Here is an 18675-nt window from a genome sequence, read left to right on the forward strand (position 1 = left end):
GTGGACGGATCTGCCGCGGATGCCGCCGCACGGTGTCGTCGAGAACGCGAGTTGCGGCGGCCGGTCGGCACGAACGGGCGCGGGGTCCGGGCCGTCCTGCTGCTTTACTCGGACGGAGTGGCCGACCTGGTTCTCGCAGCGGACCGCCGGGATCTGGATGCGACGTCGCTCGCCACGATGAGTGACGTCCTGACCGGCGACCTGGATGTCGAAGCCGTATCGGCGGGGCCGCTCGGCGAGCACCATGACGGCGAAGCCCTCGATTCGTTGCCGTCGGCGAGTGCGGGACGCCATCGATTCCCCTGGGCTGCAGTCGAACAGCGCTCCGGACCGGCGTCCTACGCGTTTGCGCTGGGGCGAATCGATGGGGATGTCACTGCCACGATCATCGTCGCTGCCGCATTGGTCCTGGGCCGGTACGAGCATCGTGACACCGTGCGAGTGGCGGCATGGTGCGAGGATCGAGATCGCCCGCCGCGGGTCCTGGGCAGTTTCTGGCACTGCACGGTGCAGACGGTCGACTGCTCCGAAAACGCTGTGCTGCAGGAGGTCCTCCGCAGTGCGATCGACTCGCTCGATCAGGACGCTCGCGCTCCCCTGGACACGGACGCTGCCTACGGTCCGCGCGGCATTCGTGCGGTCGGAGTCGGTGTGCTGGGTACCTCCGGGACGTTCCCCCGGGTCGCCCGGGACTGGCTGGCGTGCCAGTCCGCACCGCTTCCGCTGACCCTGGCTCCCGTCGTCGACGCCACCGGCGCAGTCGTGCTCCAGCTACATCGTCAGCAGGACGTGGTGGACGACGAGGCTGCACAGCAGTTCGGGCGGCACGTAATGCAGATGTGTCATCAGATGCGCGGCGCGGGGACGGACGTTCGCGTCGGCGACCTTCCCATGGGGGAACAGATGGATTCCGGGGTGGGTCTCGAGGTGGTCGCGCCGGCCGTCCCAGGTCCCGGTCGGATCGAGGCGTTGTTCCGGGCTCGCGCGAAGGAGCAGCCCGATGCGATTGCCGTGGTGCACGGTCATCGTCAGCTCACGTATGCCGAACTCGACGAACAGTCGCGGTGGTCGGCAGCCGGCCTCCGGATGTGCGGCATCCGCCCGGGTGACCGCGTCGGTATCTGCCTGGATCGGTCCGTGGAGTTGATCGTCGCCATGCTGTCGGTGCTCGACGTGGGTGCGACGTACGTCCCGATGGATGTGCGGCATCCCGCGGACCGGCTCGCGTACACCGCTGACGACGCCGACGTGCAACTGGTCGTCACCGAGGTCGAGGACCCGTTGTGGAGCAGCGAGATTCGGGTGATCTCACCGGGGGAGCTGGCATCGACCGGAGACGACGCCACGGATACGGACGGGGACGGGGACGGGCTCGACGCGGACGCAGCGGCTTACGTGATCTACACGTCCGGATCCACCGGTCGGCCGAAGGGTGTGATGATTCCGCACCGCGCTGTGTTGGCGCTTTTCGCGGCCACTACTGCGGACCTTCGTCTCGGCCGCGAGGACACCTGGTCGATGTTCCACTCGTCCGCCTTCGACTTCTCGGTCTGGGAGATTTGGGGTGCGCTGCTCACGGGAGCGCGACTCGTCATCGTGCCCTACTGGATTTCTCGGTCGCCGGTCGAATTCCACGCACTGCTCGCGGACGAGCGGGTGAGTGTCCTGAGTCAAACCCCCTCGGCCTTCGCGCAACTCGCGGAGGCCGACCGCGAGCTCGATCGGCTCGATGCGCTGCGCCTGGTCGTCTTCGGTGGCGAGTCGCTCGATGCGCGGGCGCTTCTGCCCTGGATGGACCGGTATCCGGAGTCGGGATGCCGACTAGTCGACATGTACGGAACAACGGAGACGACCGTGCACGTCACGGCGCACACCGTGACACGCGGAGACGCCGTGGCCGGCACCCGGGTGGTGGGACGGCCGCTGCCCGGTTGGTACGTGTTCGTGCTCGACGAACGAGGACGACCGGTTCCGCGGGGTGTGGACGGCGAAATATATGTCGGCGGTGCGGGGGTCGCGCTCGGGTATCTCCGCCGGCCCGAGCTCACCGCGGAGCGTTTTCTCCGCGTGCCGTCGTGCGGGAACCGAAGGTTGTACCGAACCGGAGATCTGGGTCGACTCCGTCGCGACGGCACGCTCGAACACCTCGGCCGGTTGGACACTCAGGTGCAGATCCGCGGCTTCCGGGTCGAACTCGGTGAGGTGCGCAGTGTGCTGCTCGACGATCCGGCCGTCGTCGATGCGGCGGTGGTATCCAGTGGAAGTGAGGGCGCGCCGGGCGGCTTCGGTCTCGACGCATATGTGGTTCTCTCGGGCGAGAACGGCAAACCGATTCGGCAGCGGGCCCAGAGGTTCCTTCCGGAGTACATGCTGCCGCGCACCATCACAGTGGTCGACGCCCTTCCCCTCACGATCAACGGCAAGCTCGATGTGGCCCGTCTTCCCGAACCCGATCGGCCCGCGCCGCGCTCTCCGGCGCCGCATGTATCCACTCCGGGTGGACTGGCCGAAAGGCTCACCGATATCTGGGAATCGGTGCTGGGGGTGCCGGTCGCTGCCGACGACAACCTCTTCGAGCTCGGCGGTAACTCGTTGTGCGCCATCAAAGCCGACAGCATGATGCGCCGTCAGGGGTTGCCGGTGCTTCCGATGCGGGAACTGTATCTGCACCCGAGTATCAGTGGCATCTGTGCCACCCTCGACAGGCTCTACGCGCCGCCCGACAGATAGGCGTCGACGATCGGGCCGATCTGCAGTGCGGGTTCGGGTTGCATCATGTCGTTGTGAGCGCACGGCACCCGCTGTTCACGGATGTTTCCGGTGATCGAGGGTCGCCAGGCGTCGAGGGCTGCGTCCGTTCCCGGCGTCGTTTTCGCGGCGGTGAAGAAGAGCACGTCCCCGTCGAAAACCTCGGGCGTGAAGCGAGCCAGCATACGAGACGAGCGTTCGTATCCCTCGTTGATCCGGCGCAGGTGCTCGGGTGTCAGAGCCGCCGCAGGCCCGTACACCTCTTCGACGACTTCTGCTGCTCGCGCGTAGGTCAGCTCGCCGTCGTCATTCGTTCCGGCGTCGACGCCGAGACCTTCGAGGAGCTGACCGATACCCAGCTGCGCTGGTGGTGTGTCGTCCGCGTTCCCGGGGTAGCTGTCGAGGAGGACGAGGGAGGCGACGTCGTCGCCGTCGCGGCGCAGCTCCGTCGCCACCGCGTAGGCGATGGTCCCGCCCAGCGACCATCCGAGGAGATGGTACGGACCCGCCGATTGGACAGTCCTGATTTCCGCGACGTAGTGGTGGGCCAGATCTTCGATCGAATCGAACTCCGGTCCACCGCCGATCGACGGCAATTGCAGACCGTATACGGGTCGACCCGGTGAGAGGTGGCGCACCAACGCCGTGTACGCCCATGCCAGACCGATTCCGGCGTGCACACAGAACAGTGGTTGTCCGGTGCCGGTCGGACGCAGCGGCACCAGTACCCGTAGTGCCTCGTCCACCGTGTCCGGTGCGGATCGCGCGTCGATCCGTGCGGCCAGCCCGGCCGGGGTGGGATCGAGAAACAGAGCCTGTAATGGGACTGTGCGACCGAGCCGCTCCTGCAGGGCGGTGAGCGCCCGGGTCGCCGTCAAGGAGGTACCGCCGAGGGCGAAGAAGTCGTCGTCGGCACCTATCCTCACGGACCGTCCCTGCTCGGTGCCGAGGACCTCCGCGAAAGCATCAACCACGTCGCGCTCCACCGATGTCCGAGGTGGACGGAATGCTGCTGTGCGAGAATGGAACTCTGGCTCGGGCAGGGCGGCACGATCCAGCTTTCCGGCGGGGGTCAACGGGACGTGTTCGAGCCTGACGAAGGCCGCCGGAACCATGTGCGCGGGCAGCCGCCGGGACAGGTACTCCTCGAGGTTCTCGGCGTCGACGGTGGAACCGGGACGGGCAACGACGTAGGTGACCAGCACGGTGTCTCCGCCCGGGGCGGGCCGGCCGAGTGTGACGGCGAAATCCACGTCCCGCCGAGCTGTCAGTGCGGAATCGATCTCGCCCGGTTCGATCCGGAATCCCCGGACCTTGATCTGGAAGTCGGTGCGACCGAGATGCTCGAGCGAGCCGTCGGGGAGCTTGCGCACCAGATCCCCCGTGCGATACATCCGTTCACCCACGCCGGCGAACGGACAGGCGACGAAGTTCCGTGCGGTCTCGGCCCGTCGCCCGTGGTATCCACGGGCGAGCCCGGGCCCGGCGAGGTACAGCTCGCCGGGCGTTCCCGATGGGACGGGATGCAGCCGGCTGTCGAGTACCGCGACAACGAATCCCAGGGCAGGATGGCCGATGGAGACCCGGTCGCCCGGAGTCAGCTGTTCGCTGATGTGCGACATGATCGTCGTCTCGGTAGGGCCGTAGGCGTTGAACATGCGCCGGCCTGGTGCCCAGCGCGCGGCCAGCCCTGGAGGGCACGGCTCGCCCGCGACAATCAGGACCCGCAGTGATTCGAGACCACCGGGCTCGAGGGAAGCGAGCGCGGTCGGGGTGATGAAGGCGTGACTGACCCGGGCGCCGTCTAGGAGCCGGGTCAGTTCTGGTCCGCCATAGGTCAGGGGCGGCACGATCACGACGTGAGCGCCGGCGCAGAATGCCATCGTCAACTCGAAGATCGATGCGTCGAAGCTGGGTGAGGCAAGGTGGGATACTCGTGCGCCGGTTGCGACCGTCAGCTGCGTGCGTTCGTGTTCGGCCAGATTCGCCAGTCCGGTGTGGGTGAGCACGACGCCCTTCGGTGTCCCGGTCGACCCGGAGGTGTAGATCAGATACGCGGGATGGGCGAGCCTCAACGGAGCGAGCCGATCCGAATCAGCCAGGGCCGTACGATCATATGCGGAGAGGGAGTCCTCGAAGTCCGGGTCGTCGAGAATCAGCCAGGGCACCGTATCGGGGACGCGTGCCCGATACGTGGACGAGGTCACGCCCAGTATGGCTCCGCAATCCGTCAGCATGTGGTTGATGCGGTCGGCCGGGTACGTCGGGTCGACCGGCACCGGGGCGGCACCGGATTTCACTATCGACCACAGGGCCACAACCGACTCGATCGATCGTGGGAGAGCCGAAGCGACAAAGGTTTCCGGCCCTGCCCCGCGATCGACCAGAAGTCGGGCCAGCTGACTGGAACGCTCGTCGAGTCGACGGTAGGTGATGTCGCGTCCGTCGCAACTCACGGCCACGGCATCGCCCCCCATCCGGGCCGCATCGGACAGCAGTTCCGGCCACGGCCGGGGATCCGGTCCCTGGGCGCCGACATCCGGTTCGCGCTCCACGGGGTCGACGATCTCGATGTCACCGACCGGCTGATCCGGGTCGTCGGCAACCGCTTCGAGGATGCGGATGAACCGCTCCGCGAACCCCGCGACCGTCGTGGAGTCGAACAGGTCGGTGGCATAGGTGAAGGCCGCAGCGATTCCCGAAGGTGCACCGCCGCTGTCGAACTCCTCGACGGCCAGGAGCTCGAGATCTTCCTTGGCGATCGCCGTCGCAACGTCGACGGCCTCGACCTCGACCTCGGGCAGGGTGAGGTGCGCGGGCCGGGCGGTGTTCTCGAACTCCAGTGACACCTGGAACAGCGGGGAGTGCGAGGTGGAACGAACCGGAGCCAAAGTCTCGACGAGTCGCTCGAACGGCAGGTCGGCATGGGTGAACGCGCCGAGATCGGTTTCGCGAGTGTGCGCGAGGAGATCGGTGAAGGTACCGGCGGCCTCGACGCGAGTACGCAGGACGAGGGTGTTGACGAACATGCCGACCAGATCGTCTAGTGCCGGTTCCGGCCTGCCCGCGACCGCGGTACCGATGGCGATGTCGGAGGTCCCGGTCAGCCGCGACAGCAGCGCGGCCAGTGCCGCGTGCACCGTCATGAACAGGGTGGTGTTTCGGTGATGTGCCATCGAGCGTAGGGCGCGATGCACGTCCGCGTCGATGCGGAACTCCCACCGGTCGCCGCGCAGGGTTCGCTGCTGTGGTCGTGGCCTGTCCGTGGGAAGGGGCAGAACCTCGGGCAGTCCGTCGAGCGTGCGCGTCCAGTACTCGAGCCGGCTCGCGAGCAGGCTGTGTGGGCCGGCCGGCGTCCCGAACAACTCGTTCTGACGGAGAGCATAATCCGCGTACTGGACGGGGAGGGGTGACCAGCGGGGCGGCTCGTGACGCGTCCGGGCGGCGTAGGCGGTGACGAAGTCCCGGGTCAGCGGGGCCATCGACTGGCCGTCGGCGCCGATGTGGTGCAGGACGAGGACGAGGATGTGGTGTTCGGGCGCGAGACGGAGCAGCCGGCAGCGCAACGGGGGATCGGCGGTGACGTCGAACCCCGTGGTCACGAACCGGAAGATGCGGGGCGTCAGGTCGTCGTCGGTGGCATTGACGATGTCGGCGTGCGGGACTGCATCCTCGGGAGGCAGCACGTGCTGGACGGGCTGTCCGTCGCGCAGCGGATAGATAGTGCGGAGCGCTTCGTGCCGTGCCACGACATCGGTGAGTGCCGCCGAGAGTGCGTCGGTGTCGAGCTCGCCGGTGAGTCGGAGCGTAACGGGAATGTTGTAGGCGGGCGAGGCGGTGTCGTACTGGTTGAGGAACCACATCCGGTGTTGTGCCGGTGAGAGGGGCAGTACGGGTGGGCGGGGTCCGGCAATCAATGGACGCGGGGGTTCACCCGACCGTCGCGCCAGCTGGTGGGCGAGGGTGCGTGGCGTCGGGTTCTCGAACAGAGTGCGGACTCCGAGATCGGTGTTCAGGGCCGCATCGACGCGGGCGACCGCACGCGTGGCGTTGAGCGAGTTGCCGCCGGCGTCGAAGAAGTTGTCGTCGATGCCGACGTGGCCGACGCCGAGAACGACGGCGAAGACGTCCGCCACGATTTCTTCCACCGGTGTTGCGGCGCGGTGCGATCGGGGGGTGTTCGAGTCGAGCCGGGGCTCGGGAAGCGCGGAGCGGTCGAGCTTGCCGACGCGTGTCAACGGGATCTCGTCGATCGTCACGACGGTGGCGGGGACCATGTGCGACGGCAGACGATCGGCCAGGTAGGTGCGCAGCTCGGCGGGCTGGGGGTCGGTGTCCTCGGCGGGCAGTACGTAGGAGACGAGCATCGCGTCTCCGGTAGGTCCCAGCCGGCTGACGGTGGCAGCGTAGGCGACCTCGGGATGCAGGGTGAGTGCGTTGTCGATCTCGCCCGGTTCGATGCGGAAACCGCGGATCTTCAACTGGAAGTCGCTCCGGCCGAGGTATTCGACGGCGAGGGCGTCGGATGTGCTGTCCCAGCGCACTATGTCACCGGTCCGGTACATCCGTTCGCCGGGTTCGCCGAAGGGGTTGGCGACGAACGACGCGGCGGTGAGTCCGGGACGCCGGTGATAACCTCGGGCGAGCCCGCCACCGGCGATGTAGAGCTCACCGGGAACACCGGCCGGGACCGGCTGCAACCGGTAGTCGAGGACGAGTTCGGCGACTCCGCGGATCGGGCCCCCCACTGTCACCGGGGATCCGACGGACATCGGCTCACTGATACTGCACATCACGGTTGTTTCGGTCGGGCCGTAGCCGTTGCGCAGCCGGCGACCCGGGGCCCAACGGGAAACCAGACCGGGCGGGCACGCCTCGCCTCCGACCACCACATCGGTCAGGGAGTCGAGGTCTTCGGGATCGGTCGACGCCAGCGCCGCCGTGGGAACGAACGCGTGGGTGATCTGTTCGGAGGCCAGCAGCCGGGCCAGCTCGCTGCCGCCGTACACCGTCGGCGCGGTGATCACCATCGTTGCCCCCACCCCGAAGGCCAGCAGATAGTCGAAGATCGAACCGTCGAATGTGGGCGACGAGAAGTGCAGGACACGCGACCGTCGATCCGATCCCGTCAGGCCGGCCTGCGTTGCCGCGAGGGGCGCGAGTCCACGATGGCAGACCACCACTCCCTTGGGAGTGCCGGTGGACCCTGAGGTGTAGACGAGGTAAGCGGGGTGATCTACCCGCAGCGGCATCCGCCGTTCGGAGTCGCCGACCGGGGTCGCGGGGTAGCGCCCGACCGTCGCGGTGACGTCCGGGTCGTCGAGGACGATCCATCGGACGGTAAGCGGCAAGCGGCTCCGATGGGCCTCGAGCGTGACACCGAGTGTGGAACCGGAATCGGCGAGCATGTGCTCGATCCGGGCGTCGGGATAGGTTACGTCGAGGGGCATGAAGGCCGCACCGGTCTTCACCACCGCCCAGGTCGCGACCACGGAGTCGATCGACCGGGGAATCGCGAGGGCAACGAACGACTCCGGGCCCGCTCCCTGCTCGACGAGTAGGCGCGCCAACCGATTCGATGTCTCGTCGAGCTCGCGGTAGGACACCATCCGACCGTCGTACGACAGTGCCGGTGCCGCAGGGTCGAACGCGGCCGCGTCGGCCAGTATGTCGGCGAATGTCCTGTCGGGCCCGGAGACATCACCACGCGCGGGAAGGAGTTCGCGCACCTCGGTGTCACTGAGCAGGTGCAGCCGAGCGAGTGGAAGATCCGGACGGGTGGCGATCGTCTCGAGCACGCGGATCACCTGCCGCGCGAGGGATTCGACCGTGGTGCGGTCGAGTGCGGCGGGAAGGTATTCGAACTTCAGGTGAAGTGCGATTCCCGCGGTTGCGGCGAGGGCGAGCGGGTAGTGGGTGGCGTCGGTGCCCCGGACGTCGGTGACGTGGAGGCCGGTGCTGTCGGGGGTGGTGGTGAGGGTGGTGGTGTCGAGGGGGTAGGACTCGAGGACGGTGAGGGTGTCGAAGGTGGCGGCGGGTCCGGTGGCGGTGTGGATGTCGGTGAGGCCGAGGTGGTGGTGGTCGAGGAGCTTGGTGTGGGTGGTGTGGGTGCGGTGGAGGAGGTCGGTGAGGGTGTCGGTGGGGTGGAGGGTGATGCGGACGGGGATGGTGTTGATGAACAGTCCGATCATCGTTTCGATGCCGGGGATGTGGGGTGGGCGTCCGGAGACGGTGGTGCCGAAGACGACGTCGTTGCGGTGGGTGTGGGTGGACAGGACGATGCCCCAGGCGGTGTGGAGGATGGTGTTGAGGGTGAGGTTCTGGTCGCGGGCCAGTGACCGCAGTGCCCCGGTGTGTTCCGCGTCCAGGGGGAGTACGAATTCCTCGGGGAAGGTGGGTCTTTGGGGGTCCGTCTCTCCACCCACGAGCAGTGTTGGTTCGTCGATGCCGTCGAGGGCTTTCTTCCAGGCGGTGATGCTGTCGGTGGTGTCGCGGTGGGTGAGCCAGGTGAGGTAGTCGCGGTAGGGGGTGGTGTGGGGGAGGTGGTGGTCGTTGCCGGTGGTGTAGAGGTGGAGCAGTTCGTGCAGGAGCAGGGGGGTGGACCAGCCGTCGAGGAGGATGTGGTGGTTGGTGATGGCGAGGCGGTGGTCGTCGGGGGTGAGGGTGATGAGGGTGAGGCGGATCAGTGGGGGGTGAGTGAGGTCGAAGCGGGTGGTGCGGTCGGTGGTGAGGAGTTGGTCGGCGGTGGTGTTGCGGTGGTGGGGGTCGTGGGTGGTGAGGTCGTGGTGGGTGAAGGGCAGGTCGGTGTGGTCGGTGATGATTTGGGTGGGGGTGCCGTCGGGGGTGTGGGTGAAGGCGGCGCGGAGGTTGGGGTGGCGGTGCAGGAGGGTGCGGGCGGCGGTGTGGAGTCGGTGGGGGTCGAGGGGGCCGTGGAGGGTGAGGACGAGTTGGACGGTGTAGGTGTCGAGGGTGTCGGTGAGTTCGGAGTGGTAGAGGAGTCCGGTTTGGAGGGGGGTGAGGGGCCAGATGTCGGTGAGGGTGGGGTAGTGGGTTTCGAGGGTGTCGATGGTGTGTTGGTCGAGGGTGATGAGGTCGAGGTCGGTGGGGGTGAGTCCGCCTGCGTGGGGGGTGCGGGTGTGGGTGGTGAGTGCGGTGAGTGCTCGGGTCCAGAGTTCGGCGAGTTCGGTGACGTCGCCGGTGGTCAGCACCCCCGTCGGGAAGAGCCACGTCGTCCGCATCACGGGTCCGTCCGCCGAATCGGTGGTAAGTGCATTGATGTCGAGTGTTGTTGCCACAGGCATTTTTCCACACGCCACGTACTCGAGTTCGGTGTCCGTGTCCGGCATCCATCCCGTGATCTCGGACGTCCCCGGGGGGCTGGTGGTGAAGCGGCCGAGGTAGTTGAAGCTGATCTGGGGTTCGGGGAGGTCGCGGAGTCGGTCGGCGGTGTGGGGGTCGAGGTAGCGCAGTTGTCCGTATCCGGCGCCGTGGTCGGGGATGGTGCGCAGTTGTTCCTTGACGGTTTTGAGGGCGGTGCCGGCGGCGGGTCCGCCGGTGAGGGCGTCGCCGAGGTCGATGCCGGTGAGGTCGAGGCGGACGGGGTGGATGGTGGTGAACCAGCCGACGGTGCGGGAGAGGTCGGCACCGGGGATCAGGGTGTTGTCCCGTCCGTGACCTTCGAGGCTGAGCAGTGTGCTGTCGGCGGGGTGGCCGCGTCTGCGTCTGAAGGTGCTGACCGCGAGGGCGAGGGCCGTGAGCAGTGCGTCGTCGACGTTGCCGTGAAACTGTCGCGGGATGTCCCGGAGGAGTGCTTCGGTGACCTCGGGTGAGGTTGTGGCGGTGACCGTCCCGGTGGTGTTCTCGGTGTCGAGGGTCGGGTCGAGGGGGCGGGACCCGAGCGGGGGGTCGGGGCCGTCGAGGATGTCGAGCCAGAGGGGGAGTTCGTGGGCGCGGTCGGGGGCGGTGTCGGTGAGGGCGTGGGACCAGCGGCGCATGGAGGTGCCGACCGGTGGGAGTGCGGGTGATGTGCCGGTGCTGACGGCGGCCCAGGCGGCGGCGAGGTCGGGGACGAGGATGCGCCAGGACACTCCGTCGACGGCGAGGTGGTGGATGACGAACAGCAGCCGTCCCCGGTCGGGGTGGTCGTCGGTGGATTCGAACCAGACGACCTGCATCATGACACCGTGCCGGGGGTCGAGCCTGCTTGCCGCACTGTCTGTTTCGTCTGCCACCCGCGCCGTGAACGGCGTGCCGGCGACAGTGTCGACCGCGATTCGGGACACCAGAGCCCCGGCCTGGACGACTCCGGCCGGCGGCACCTCGATCGCCGGTTCGCTGCCGGGACCGGGGTCGCAGAGCCGCGCCCGCAGGATGTCGTGGTGATCGAGGACTGCTTGTACGGCGCGTGTGAGAGCGTCGAGGTCGAGTCCGGCGGGCGCGATGAGGAGGGCGGCCTGTGAGAACCGGCTGACGTCACCGCCGCGGTCGAGCAGCCAGCGCGAGATGGGTGTCAGGGGGAAGTCCCCGGTACCCGCCCCGGGAAGTTCTTCCAGTCCCACGGTATCGGCAGCATGTGCCACCTCGGCAAGAGCCGCTACCGATCTGCGCTCGAATACATCACGCGGTGACACGAAGACACCTTCGGCCTTTGCCCGTGCCACCAACTGGATGGCCATGATGCTGTCGCCGCCGAGGGTGAAGAACGAATCCTCGACTCCGACGTTGCGGAGTCCGAGCACCTCGGCGAACAACCGAGACAATGTCTTCTCCGCCGGGGTGGCCGGCTCCCGGCCGGGTGTGACGTGGCTGGCGAAATCGGGCTCCGGCAACGCCTGCACATCGAGCTTGCCGTTGGCCGTCAGTGGCAGCCGGTCGAGGACGACCAGGATGGCGGGCACCATGTGGGCGGCGAGCTGTGTTCGGGCGAATTCGAGGACCTCGTCGGAGTCGACGTTCCCGGCTTCCCGCGTTTCGGCGGTATCGGGTACCACATAGCCGATGAGCCGGTCTGCGCCGTGCTCGTCGCCCCGGACCCGGACCACTGCCTGTGCGACACTGGGATGACGCACCAGGGTGGATTCGATCTCGCCGGGTTCGATCCGGTAGCCGCGTAGCTGCACCTGAAGATCACTGCGTCCCAGGTATTCCAGTTGGCCCTGTCGGTTCCAGCGGGCGAGGTCCCCGGTCCGGTACATGCGGTGCCCGGGCGCTCCGTCCGGGTCCGCCACGAACCGGCAAACGGTCAGATCCGGACGACCGAGATAGCCGCGCGCCAGTTGGAGTCCGGATACGTACATTTCACCGACCACTCCCGGCGGAACGGGATGCAGCCGCCGGTCGCGGACGGAGACCTGCAATCCGGGTATCGCCCGTCCGATCGGGAAGCCCGTCGACGGGGCGGAAACGGAACGATCGAGCGGCAGAAGGCTGACGTGCACCGTGGTCTCGGTGATGCCGTACATGTTCACCAGCCGCGGACGAGTATCACTGTGCCGGTCGTACCAGCGGGCGAGGTAGCCGAGGTCGAGGGACTCGCCACCGAAGACCACGTGACGCAGCGCCAGGTCGTCCGGGCCCGGGGCCCGCCGGTCGGCCTCGAGGAGTTGGGAGAAGGCGGTGGGGGTCTGGCTCAGCACGGTCACGTGTTCGCGTCGCAGGAGTTCGAGGAACATGCCCGGAGACCGGGCGGTGTAGTGGTCGACCACCACGACCCTGCCGCCGAAGAGCAATGCACCCCACAGTTCCCAGACCGAGAAGTCGAACGCGTGGGAATGGAACATCGTCCACACATCGTGCTCGTCGAAGTCGAAGCTCGGCAGGGTGTTCGCCAACAATGTCGCCACATTCCGATGCGACACCACCACACCTTTCGGGCGACCGGTGGATCCCGACGTATAGATCACGTATGCAACGGCGTCCGGCAGTAACCGCGCGGTCCGTTCGGTATCGGTCACCGGGCCGGGTGCGGCTGCGGCCACGTGGCCAGCGACCTCGGCGGAGTCCAGCAGCACCCGGGGAACGCCGAAGCCACGTGTCGCCGAGTCCTGCTCGCTGGTGGTCACCACACATACCGGCGCCGCGTCGGCGAGCATGAATGCGAGTCGATCGCGGGGGTTGTCGATGTCGAGCGGGAGGTATCCCGCGCCCGTCTCGATGGTGGCGATGATGGTGACGATCAGGTCGACGGACCTGGGGAGCGCGACGGCGACCAGTGATTCCGGGCCGACCCCCAGTGAGATCAGATGGCGTGCCAGCCGATTGGCGTGTTCGCTCAATTCGGAGTAGCTCAGGGTCGTGTTCCCGACCGTGACCGCATCCGCGTCCGGGAAGCGCTGCACGGTCCGGGTGAACCGGTCGGCGAGGGTCGTCTCGTCGTTCACGCCTTCCGAATTCCAGGCCGTCAGCACCGTCTGACGCTCGACTTCGTCTGTGATGTCGATATCACCGATCACGAGACGGGGATTGTTGGCGACGGCGTCGAGTATGCGGACGAGACGCTTCGCGAAATCCTCGATCGTGGCGGTGTCGAACAGGTCGGTGGCATAGGTGAAAGCGGCCGAGATGCCGGCGGGTTCGCCGTCTGAACCGAGTCTTTCCCCCAGTGTGAGCTGCAGATCGAACTTTGCCGCGCCGAGTTCGACGTCCATGACGTCGGCGGTCACACCGGGCAGCTCGAGGGTGAGGGAGTCGTTGTTCTGGTATTCGAGAAGAACCTGGAACAACGGTGAATGGGCGGTCGAACGATCTGGCGCGAGCATCTCCACGAGTCGTTCGAACGGGAGCTCGGCGTGGGTGAAGGCGCCGAGATCGGCGTCCCTCGTGCGGTCGAGGAAATCGTCGAACGCCAGGGCCGGGTCGACGCGGGTGCGGAGCACCAGGGTCCCGACGAACATTCCGACGAGGTCGTCGAGGGCCGGGTCGCCGCGGCCTGCGATCGGCGTCCCGACGACGATGTCCGCGCTGTCGCTCAGCCGTGCCAGCAACACCGCCAGAGCGGCGTGAGCCGTCATGAACATCGTGGAATCGTGACGGCGCGACACCGTCGCCAGTCGGCCGTGTATGTCGGGGCCGATGTCGAAACGGAATGACGCCCCGCGCAGGGACCGCTGGACGGGCCGGGGGCGGTCGGTCGGCAGTCGGAGGACGTGCGGGAGGTCGGCCAGCGTCTGCGCCCAGAATGTGGACTGCTGGGCGGCGAGGGACTCTGGGTCGTCGTCCGATCCGAGCAGTTCGTGTTGCCACAGTGTGTAATCCGCGTACTGGACCGGCAGCGGTGGCCAATCGGGTGCCCGCCGCCGTATACGGGCCGCGTAGGCGGCGACCACGTCGCGAACGAGGGGGCTCACCGATTGGCCGTCGGCACAGATGTGGTGGACGACGAGTGTCAGGATGTGGGCGTCGGCATCGAGTTCGAGCAGCTGGATTCGGACGGGAAGGTCGCTGGTCACGTCGAACCCGGTCCCGATGAACCGGGAAATATACGCAGGCACTTGCTCTTCCGTCGCAGGAATCGCGTGGAGGTCGAGGAGTGCTCGCTCGGGCGGGAGCACGTATTGGATCGGCTGGCCCTCGTGCACCGGGTAGAGGGTTCGGAGGGTCTCGTGCCGAGCGATGACGTCGGTCAGCGCCTGACGCAGGGCAGTGACGTTCAGGCTTCCGTGGAGGCGAAGAGTGACCGGGATGTTGTATGCGGGGGATGCGGTGTCGTACTGATTGAGGAACCACATTCGTTTCTGCGCCGGCGACACCGGAACCCACTGCGGTCGGACCGAGATCTCGAGAGTGGGGCGGGCCCGGGTGCCCGTCTGCTGTCGCACCGACGCCCGCGCGAGCAAGCGGGGCGTCGGGGCGTCGAAGAGTGTGCGGACGCCGATGTCGGTGTGCAGGGCATTGTTGATGCGGGCCACGGCCCGGGTGGCGCTGAGCGAGTTGCCGCCGGCGTCGAAGAAGTTGTCGTCGACACCGAAGCGCCGGGATTCGACGACCGCCGCCAGAATGCCGGCGATGGATTCTTCCAGGGGTGTCGCCGGTGGCTGAGCCTCCGCCGGGGTGGAGGTGCCGGAAATCGCTGTGACGGCGCCGGCTTCGAGGGCGGCCCGGTCGAGTTTGCCGGCAGGGGTGCGAGGGATCGTCGTGACCGGCACGATCGTTGCCGGAACCATGTGGGCGGGAAGCTGTTCGGCGAGATACGAGACCAGTCCCGGAGGGTCGACGGTCCGATCGGTGGCGGACAGCACGTACGACGTCAACGAGGTGTCACCGGTCGTGGTTGTGCGCGCGATCGTGGCGGCGAAGGCGACGGCGGGGTGACGGGTGAGCGCGGCGTCGATCTCGCCGAGTTCGACCCGGAATCCTCGGACCTTCACCTGGAAGTCGCTCCGGCCGAGGTATTCGAGTGCATGTGCGTCACTCGTCCACCGCACCAGGTCACCGGTCCGGTACAGGCGTTCGCCCGGTTCGCCGTACGGGTTGGCGACGAACCGTGCGGCGGTGAGCCCGGACCGCCGATGGTAGCCACGCGCGAGACCGTCGCCGGCGATATAGAGCTCTCCGGCGACACCGATCGGGACCGGTTGCAGCAGGCGGTCGAGGACGAGTTCGGCGACACCACGGAGGGGGCCACCGATCGTCACCGGCTCCGCCGCGGTCAGGTCCGACGTCATGTCGGCCGCCACGGTGGCCTCCGTCGGTCCGTAAGCGTTGAGCACCCGGTGTCCGGTCGCCCACCGCTGCACCAACCCAGGTGGACACTCCTCCCCGCCGGTCAGGACACAATCGACATCCGGGACATCCCGGGGGTCGATCGAAGCGAGTGCGGTAGGAGTGAGAAATGCGTGGGTGACTTTCTTCTCCGCCATGATCCGGCTGAGTTCGTGCCCGCCGTACACCGTCGGCGGCACGATCACCATCGTCGCCCCCACTCCGAACGCCAGCACGTATTCCAGAACAGATGCGTCGAAGCTCGGCGACGAGAAGTGCAACACCCGGGATCGGGAGGTCACCCTCGCTCGGTCGCGCAACTCCTCCGCCAGCGCGTTCAGTCCGCGGTGCGGCACGAGTACACCTTTCGGCACACCGGTGGAGCCCGAGGTGTAGATGGTGTACGCGATGCCGTCGACACTCGCCGGCGCAATGCGGGACACATCGAGTGGGTGCGCAGGGCGGTCCTGCCGGACCTCGTCGAGTTCGACCCAGACGACGGTGTCCGGTAGCTCGTCGCAATGACGGGTGAGGGTGAGACCGAGTACGGCCCCCGAGTCGGCGAGCATGTGCTCGATCCGGGCGGCAGGGTAGGTGGGGTCGACGGGGAGGAAAGCGGCGCCCGTCTTGACCACCGCCCAGACGGCGAGTACCGACTCCGCCGAACGCGGTATCGCGACGGCGACGAGGTCTTCGGGACCGGCACCGAGTTCGATCAGCGCCGTGGCGAGGCGATCGGACCGCGCCTCGACCTCGGCATAGGTGAACTCTCTCGCACCGTCCACCAACGCGACTGTGTCAGGGAAACGGGCGGCGGTGAGGATGTCTGCGAACGTGCGAGGTGAGGCTCGGTGGTCGCCACGGGCGGGCACGAGCAGCTCGAAGTCACTCTCCCCCAGCAGGTTCAGCCGGGACAAGGGCATCGCGGGATCTGCCGCCATCGACGTGAGAACCTTGGCGACTTGACCGCGCAGAGCATCGACGGCAGCGGTGTCGAAGAGCGCGCGCTGGAAGGTGATTCGCAGATGCAACCGAGAGTCCGGCGTGACGGCGAGGGCGAGCGGGTAGTGGGTGGCATCGAAGGTATCGGCGGCCATGACGTGGAGGCCAGTGGTGTCGGGGGTGGTGGTGAGGGTGGTGGTGTCGAGGGGGTAGGACTCGAGGACGGTGAGGGTGTCGAAGGTGGCGGCGGGTCCGGTGGCGGTGTGGATGTCGGTGAGGCCGAGGTGGTGGTGGTCGAGGAGCCTGGTGTGGGTGGTGTGGGTGCGGTGGAGGAGGTCGGTGAGGGTGTCGGTGGGGTGGAGGGTGATGCGGACGGGGATGGTGTTGATGAACAGTCCGATCATCGTTTCGATGCCGGGGATGTGGGGTGGGCGTCCGGAGACGGTGGTGCCGAAGACGACGTCGTTGCGGTGGGTGTGGGTGGACAGGACGATGCCCCAGGCGGTGTGGAGGATGGTGTTGAGGGTGAGGTTCTGGTCGCGGGCCAGTGACCGCAGTGCCCCGGTCAGCTCCTCTGTCAGCGTCACCGCACGCTCGGCCGAGGGACCGGTCCGCCGACCGGCCACGTCGGGCGGAACGAGCAGTGTGGGTTCGTCGATGCCGTCGAGGGCTTTCTTCCAGGCGGTGATGCTGTCGGTGGTGTCGCGGTGGGTGAGCCAGGTGAGGTAGTCGCGGTAGGGGGTGGTGTGGGGGAGGTGGTGGTCGTTGCCGGTGGTGTAGAGGTGGAGCAGTTCGTGCAGGAGCAGGGGGGTGGACCAGCCGTCGAGGAGGATGTGGTGGTTGGTGATGGCGAGGCGGTGGTCGTCGGGGGTGAGGGTGATGAGGGTGAGGCGGATCAGTGGGGGGTGAGTGAGGTCGAAGCGGGTGGTGCGGTCGGTGGTGAGGAGTTGGTCGGCGGTGGTGTTGCGGTGGTGGGGGTCGTGGGTGGTGAGGTCGTGGTGGGTGAAGGGCAGGTCGGTGTGGTCGGTGATGATTTGGGTGGGGGTGCCGTCGGGGGTGTGGGTGAAGGCGGCGCGGAGGTTGGGGTGGCGGTGCAGGAGGGTGCGGGCGGCGGTGTGGAGTCGGTGGGGGTCGAGGGGGCCGTGGAGGGTGAGGACGAGTTGGACGGTGTAGGTGTCGAGGGTGTCGGTGAGTTCGGAGTGGTAGAGGAGTCCGGTTTGGAGGGGGGTGAGGGGCCAGATGTCGGTGAGGGTGGGGTAGTGGGTTTCGAGGGTGTCGATGGTGTGTTGGTCGAGGGTGATGAGGTCGAGGTCGGTGGGGGTGAGTCCGCCTGCGTGGGGGGTGCGGGTGTGGGTGGTGAGTGCGGTGAGTGCTCGGGTCCAGAGTTCGGCGAGTTCGGTGACGTCGCCGGCGGTCAGCACCCCGGCCGCGAAGGTCCAGGTGGACTTCAACTGCTGATCACCGGCAGGTCCGACCGCCGCGGCGTTGATGCTCACGACCGCCGGGGACGGCAGAGGTGACCCCTCGTTCGGCGCCAGATGTTCGCTGTCGAGTGGACTCCAGCCCGAGTTAACCTCTCCCGAATCCATGCCCGCAGTGGCTCCTGCGGTGGTGAAGCGGCCGAGGTAGTTGAAGCTGATCTGGGGTTCGGGGAGGTCGCGGAGTCGGTCGGCGGTGTGGGGGTAGAGGTAGCGCAGTTGTCCGTATCCGGCGCCGTGGTCGGGGATGGTGCGCAGTTGTTCCTTGACGGTTTTGAGGGCGGTGCCGGCGGCGGGTCCGCCGGTGAGGGCGTCGCCGAGGTCGATGCCGGTGAGGTCGAGGCGGACGGGGTGGATGGTGGTGAACCAGCCGACGGTGCGGGAGAGGTCGGCACCGGGGATCAGGGTGTTGTCCCGTCCGTGACCTTCGAGGCTGAGCAGTGTGCTGTCGGCGGGGTGGCCGCGTCTGCGTCTGAAGGTGCTGACCGCGAGGGCGAGGGCCGTGAGCAGTGCGTCGTCGACGTTGCCGTGAAACTGTCGCGGGATGTCCCGGAGGAGTGCTTCGGTGACCTCGGGTGAGGTCGTGGCGGTGACCGTCCCGGTGGTGTTCTCGGTGTCGAGGGTCGGGTCGAGGGGGCGGGACCCGAGCGGGGGGTCGGGGCCATCGAGGATGTCGAGCCAGAGGGGGAGTTCGTGGGCGCGGTCGGGGGCGGTGTCGGTGAGGGCGTGGGACCAGCGGCGCATGGAGGTGCCGACCGGTGGGAGTGCGGGTGATGTGCCGGTGCTGACGGCGGCCCAGGCGGCGGCG

The 18675-nt window shown here is 67.6% G+C and carries 2 protein-coding genes (1 of these 2 only partly in view); one reads left to right on the forward strand and one right to left on the reverse strand.

Annotated features, from left to right (window positions below; genetic code table 11):
• Complete coding sequence (locus H0B43_RS32595; RefSeq protein WP_312033638.1) at window positions 1–2730, forward strand: amino acid adenylation domain-containing protein; 2730 nt, start codon at window positions 1–3, stop codon at window positions 2728–2730.
• On the opposite strand, the gene H0B43_RS32600 is transcribed toward H0B43_RS32595, so the two are convergent.
• Window positions 2709–18675, reverse strand: partial view of a non-ribosomal peptide synthase/polyketide synthase gene (locus H0B43_RS32600; protein ID WP_185724175.1) — the 3' portion only. The gene runs 10781 nt beyond the window's last position; 15967 of the gene's 26748 nt are visible here — the last part of the coding sequence; its start codon lies beyond the right edge, outside the window — the gene reads right to left on this strand; its stop codon occupies window positions 2709–2711. The genes H0B43_RS32595 and H0B43_RS32600 overlap by 22 nt on opposite strands.

This window comes from Rhodococcus sp. 4CII, from assembly GCF_014256275.1.
Lineage (GTDB): Bacteria > Actinomycetota > Actinomycetes > Mycobacteriales > Mycobacteriaceae > Rhodococcus_F > Rhodococcus_F wratislaviensis_A.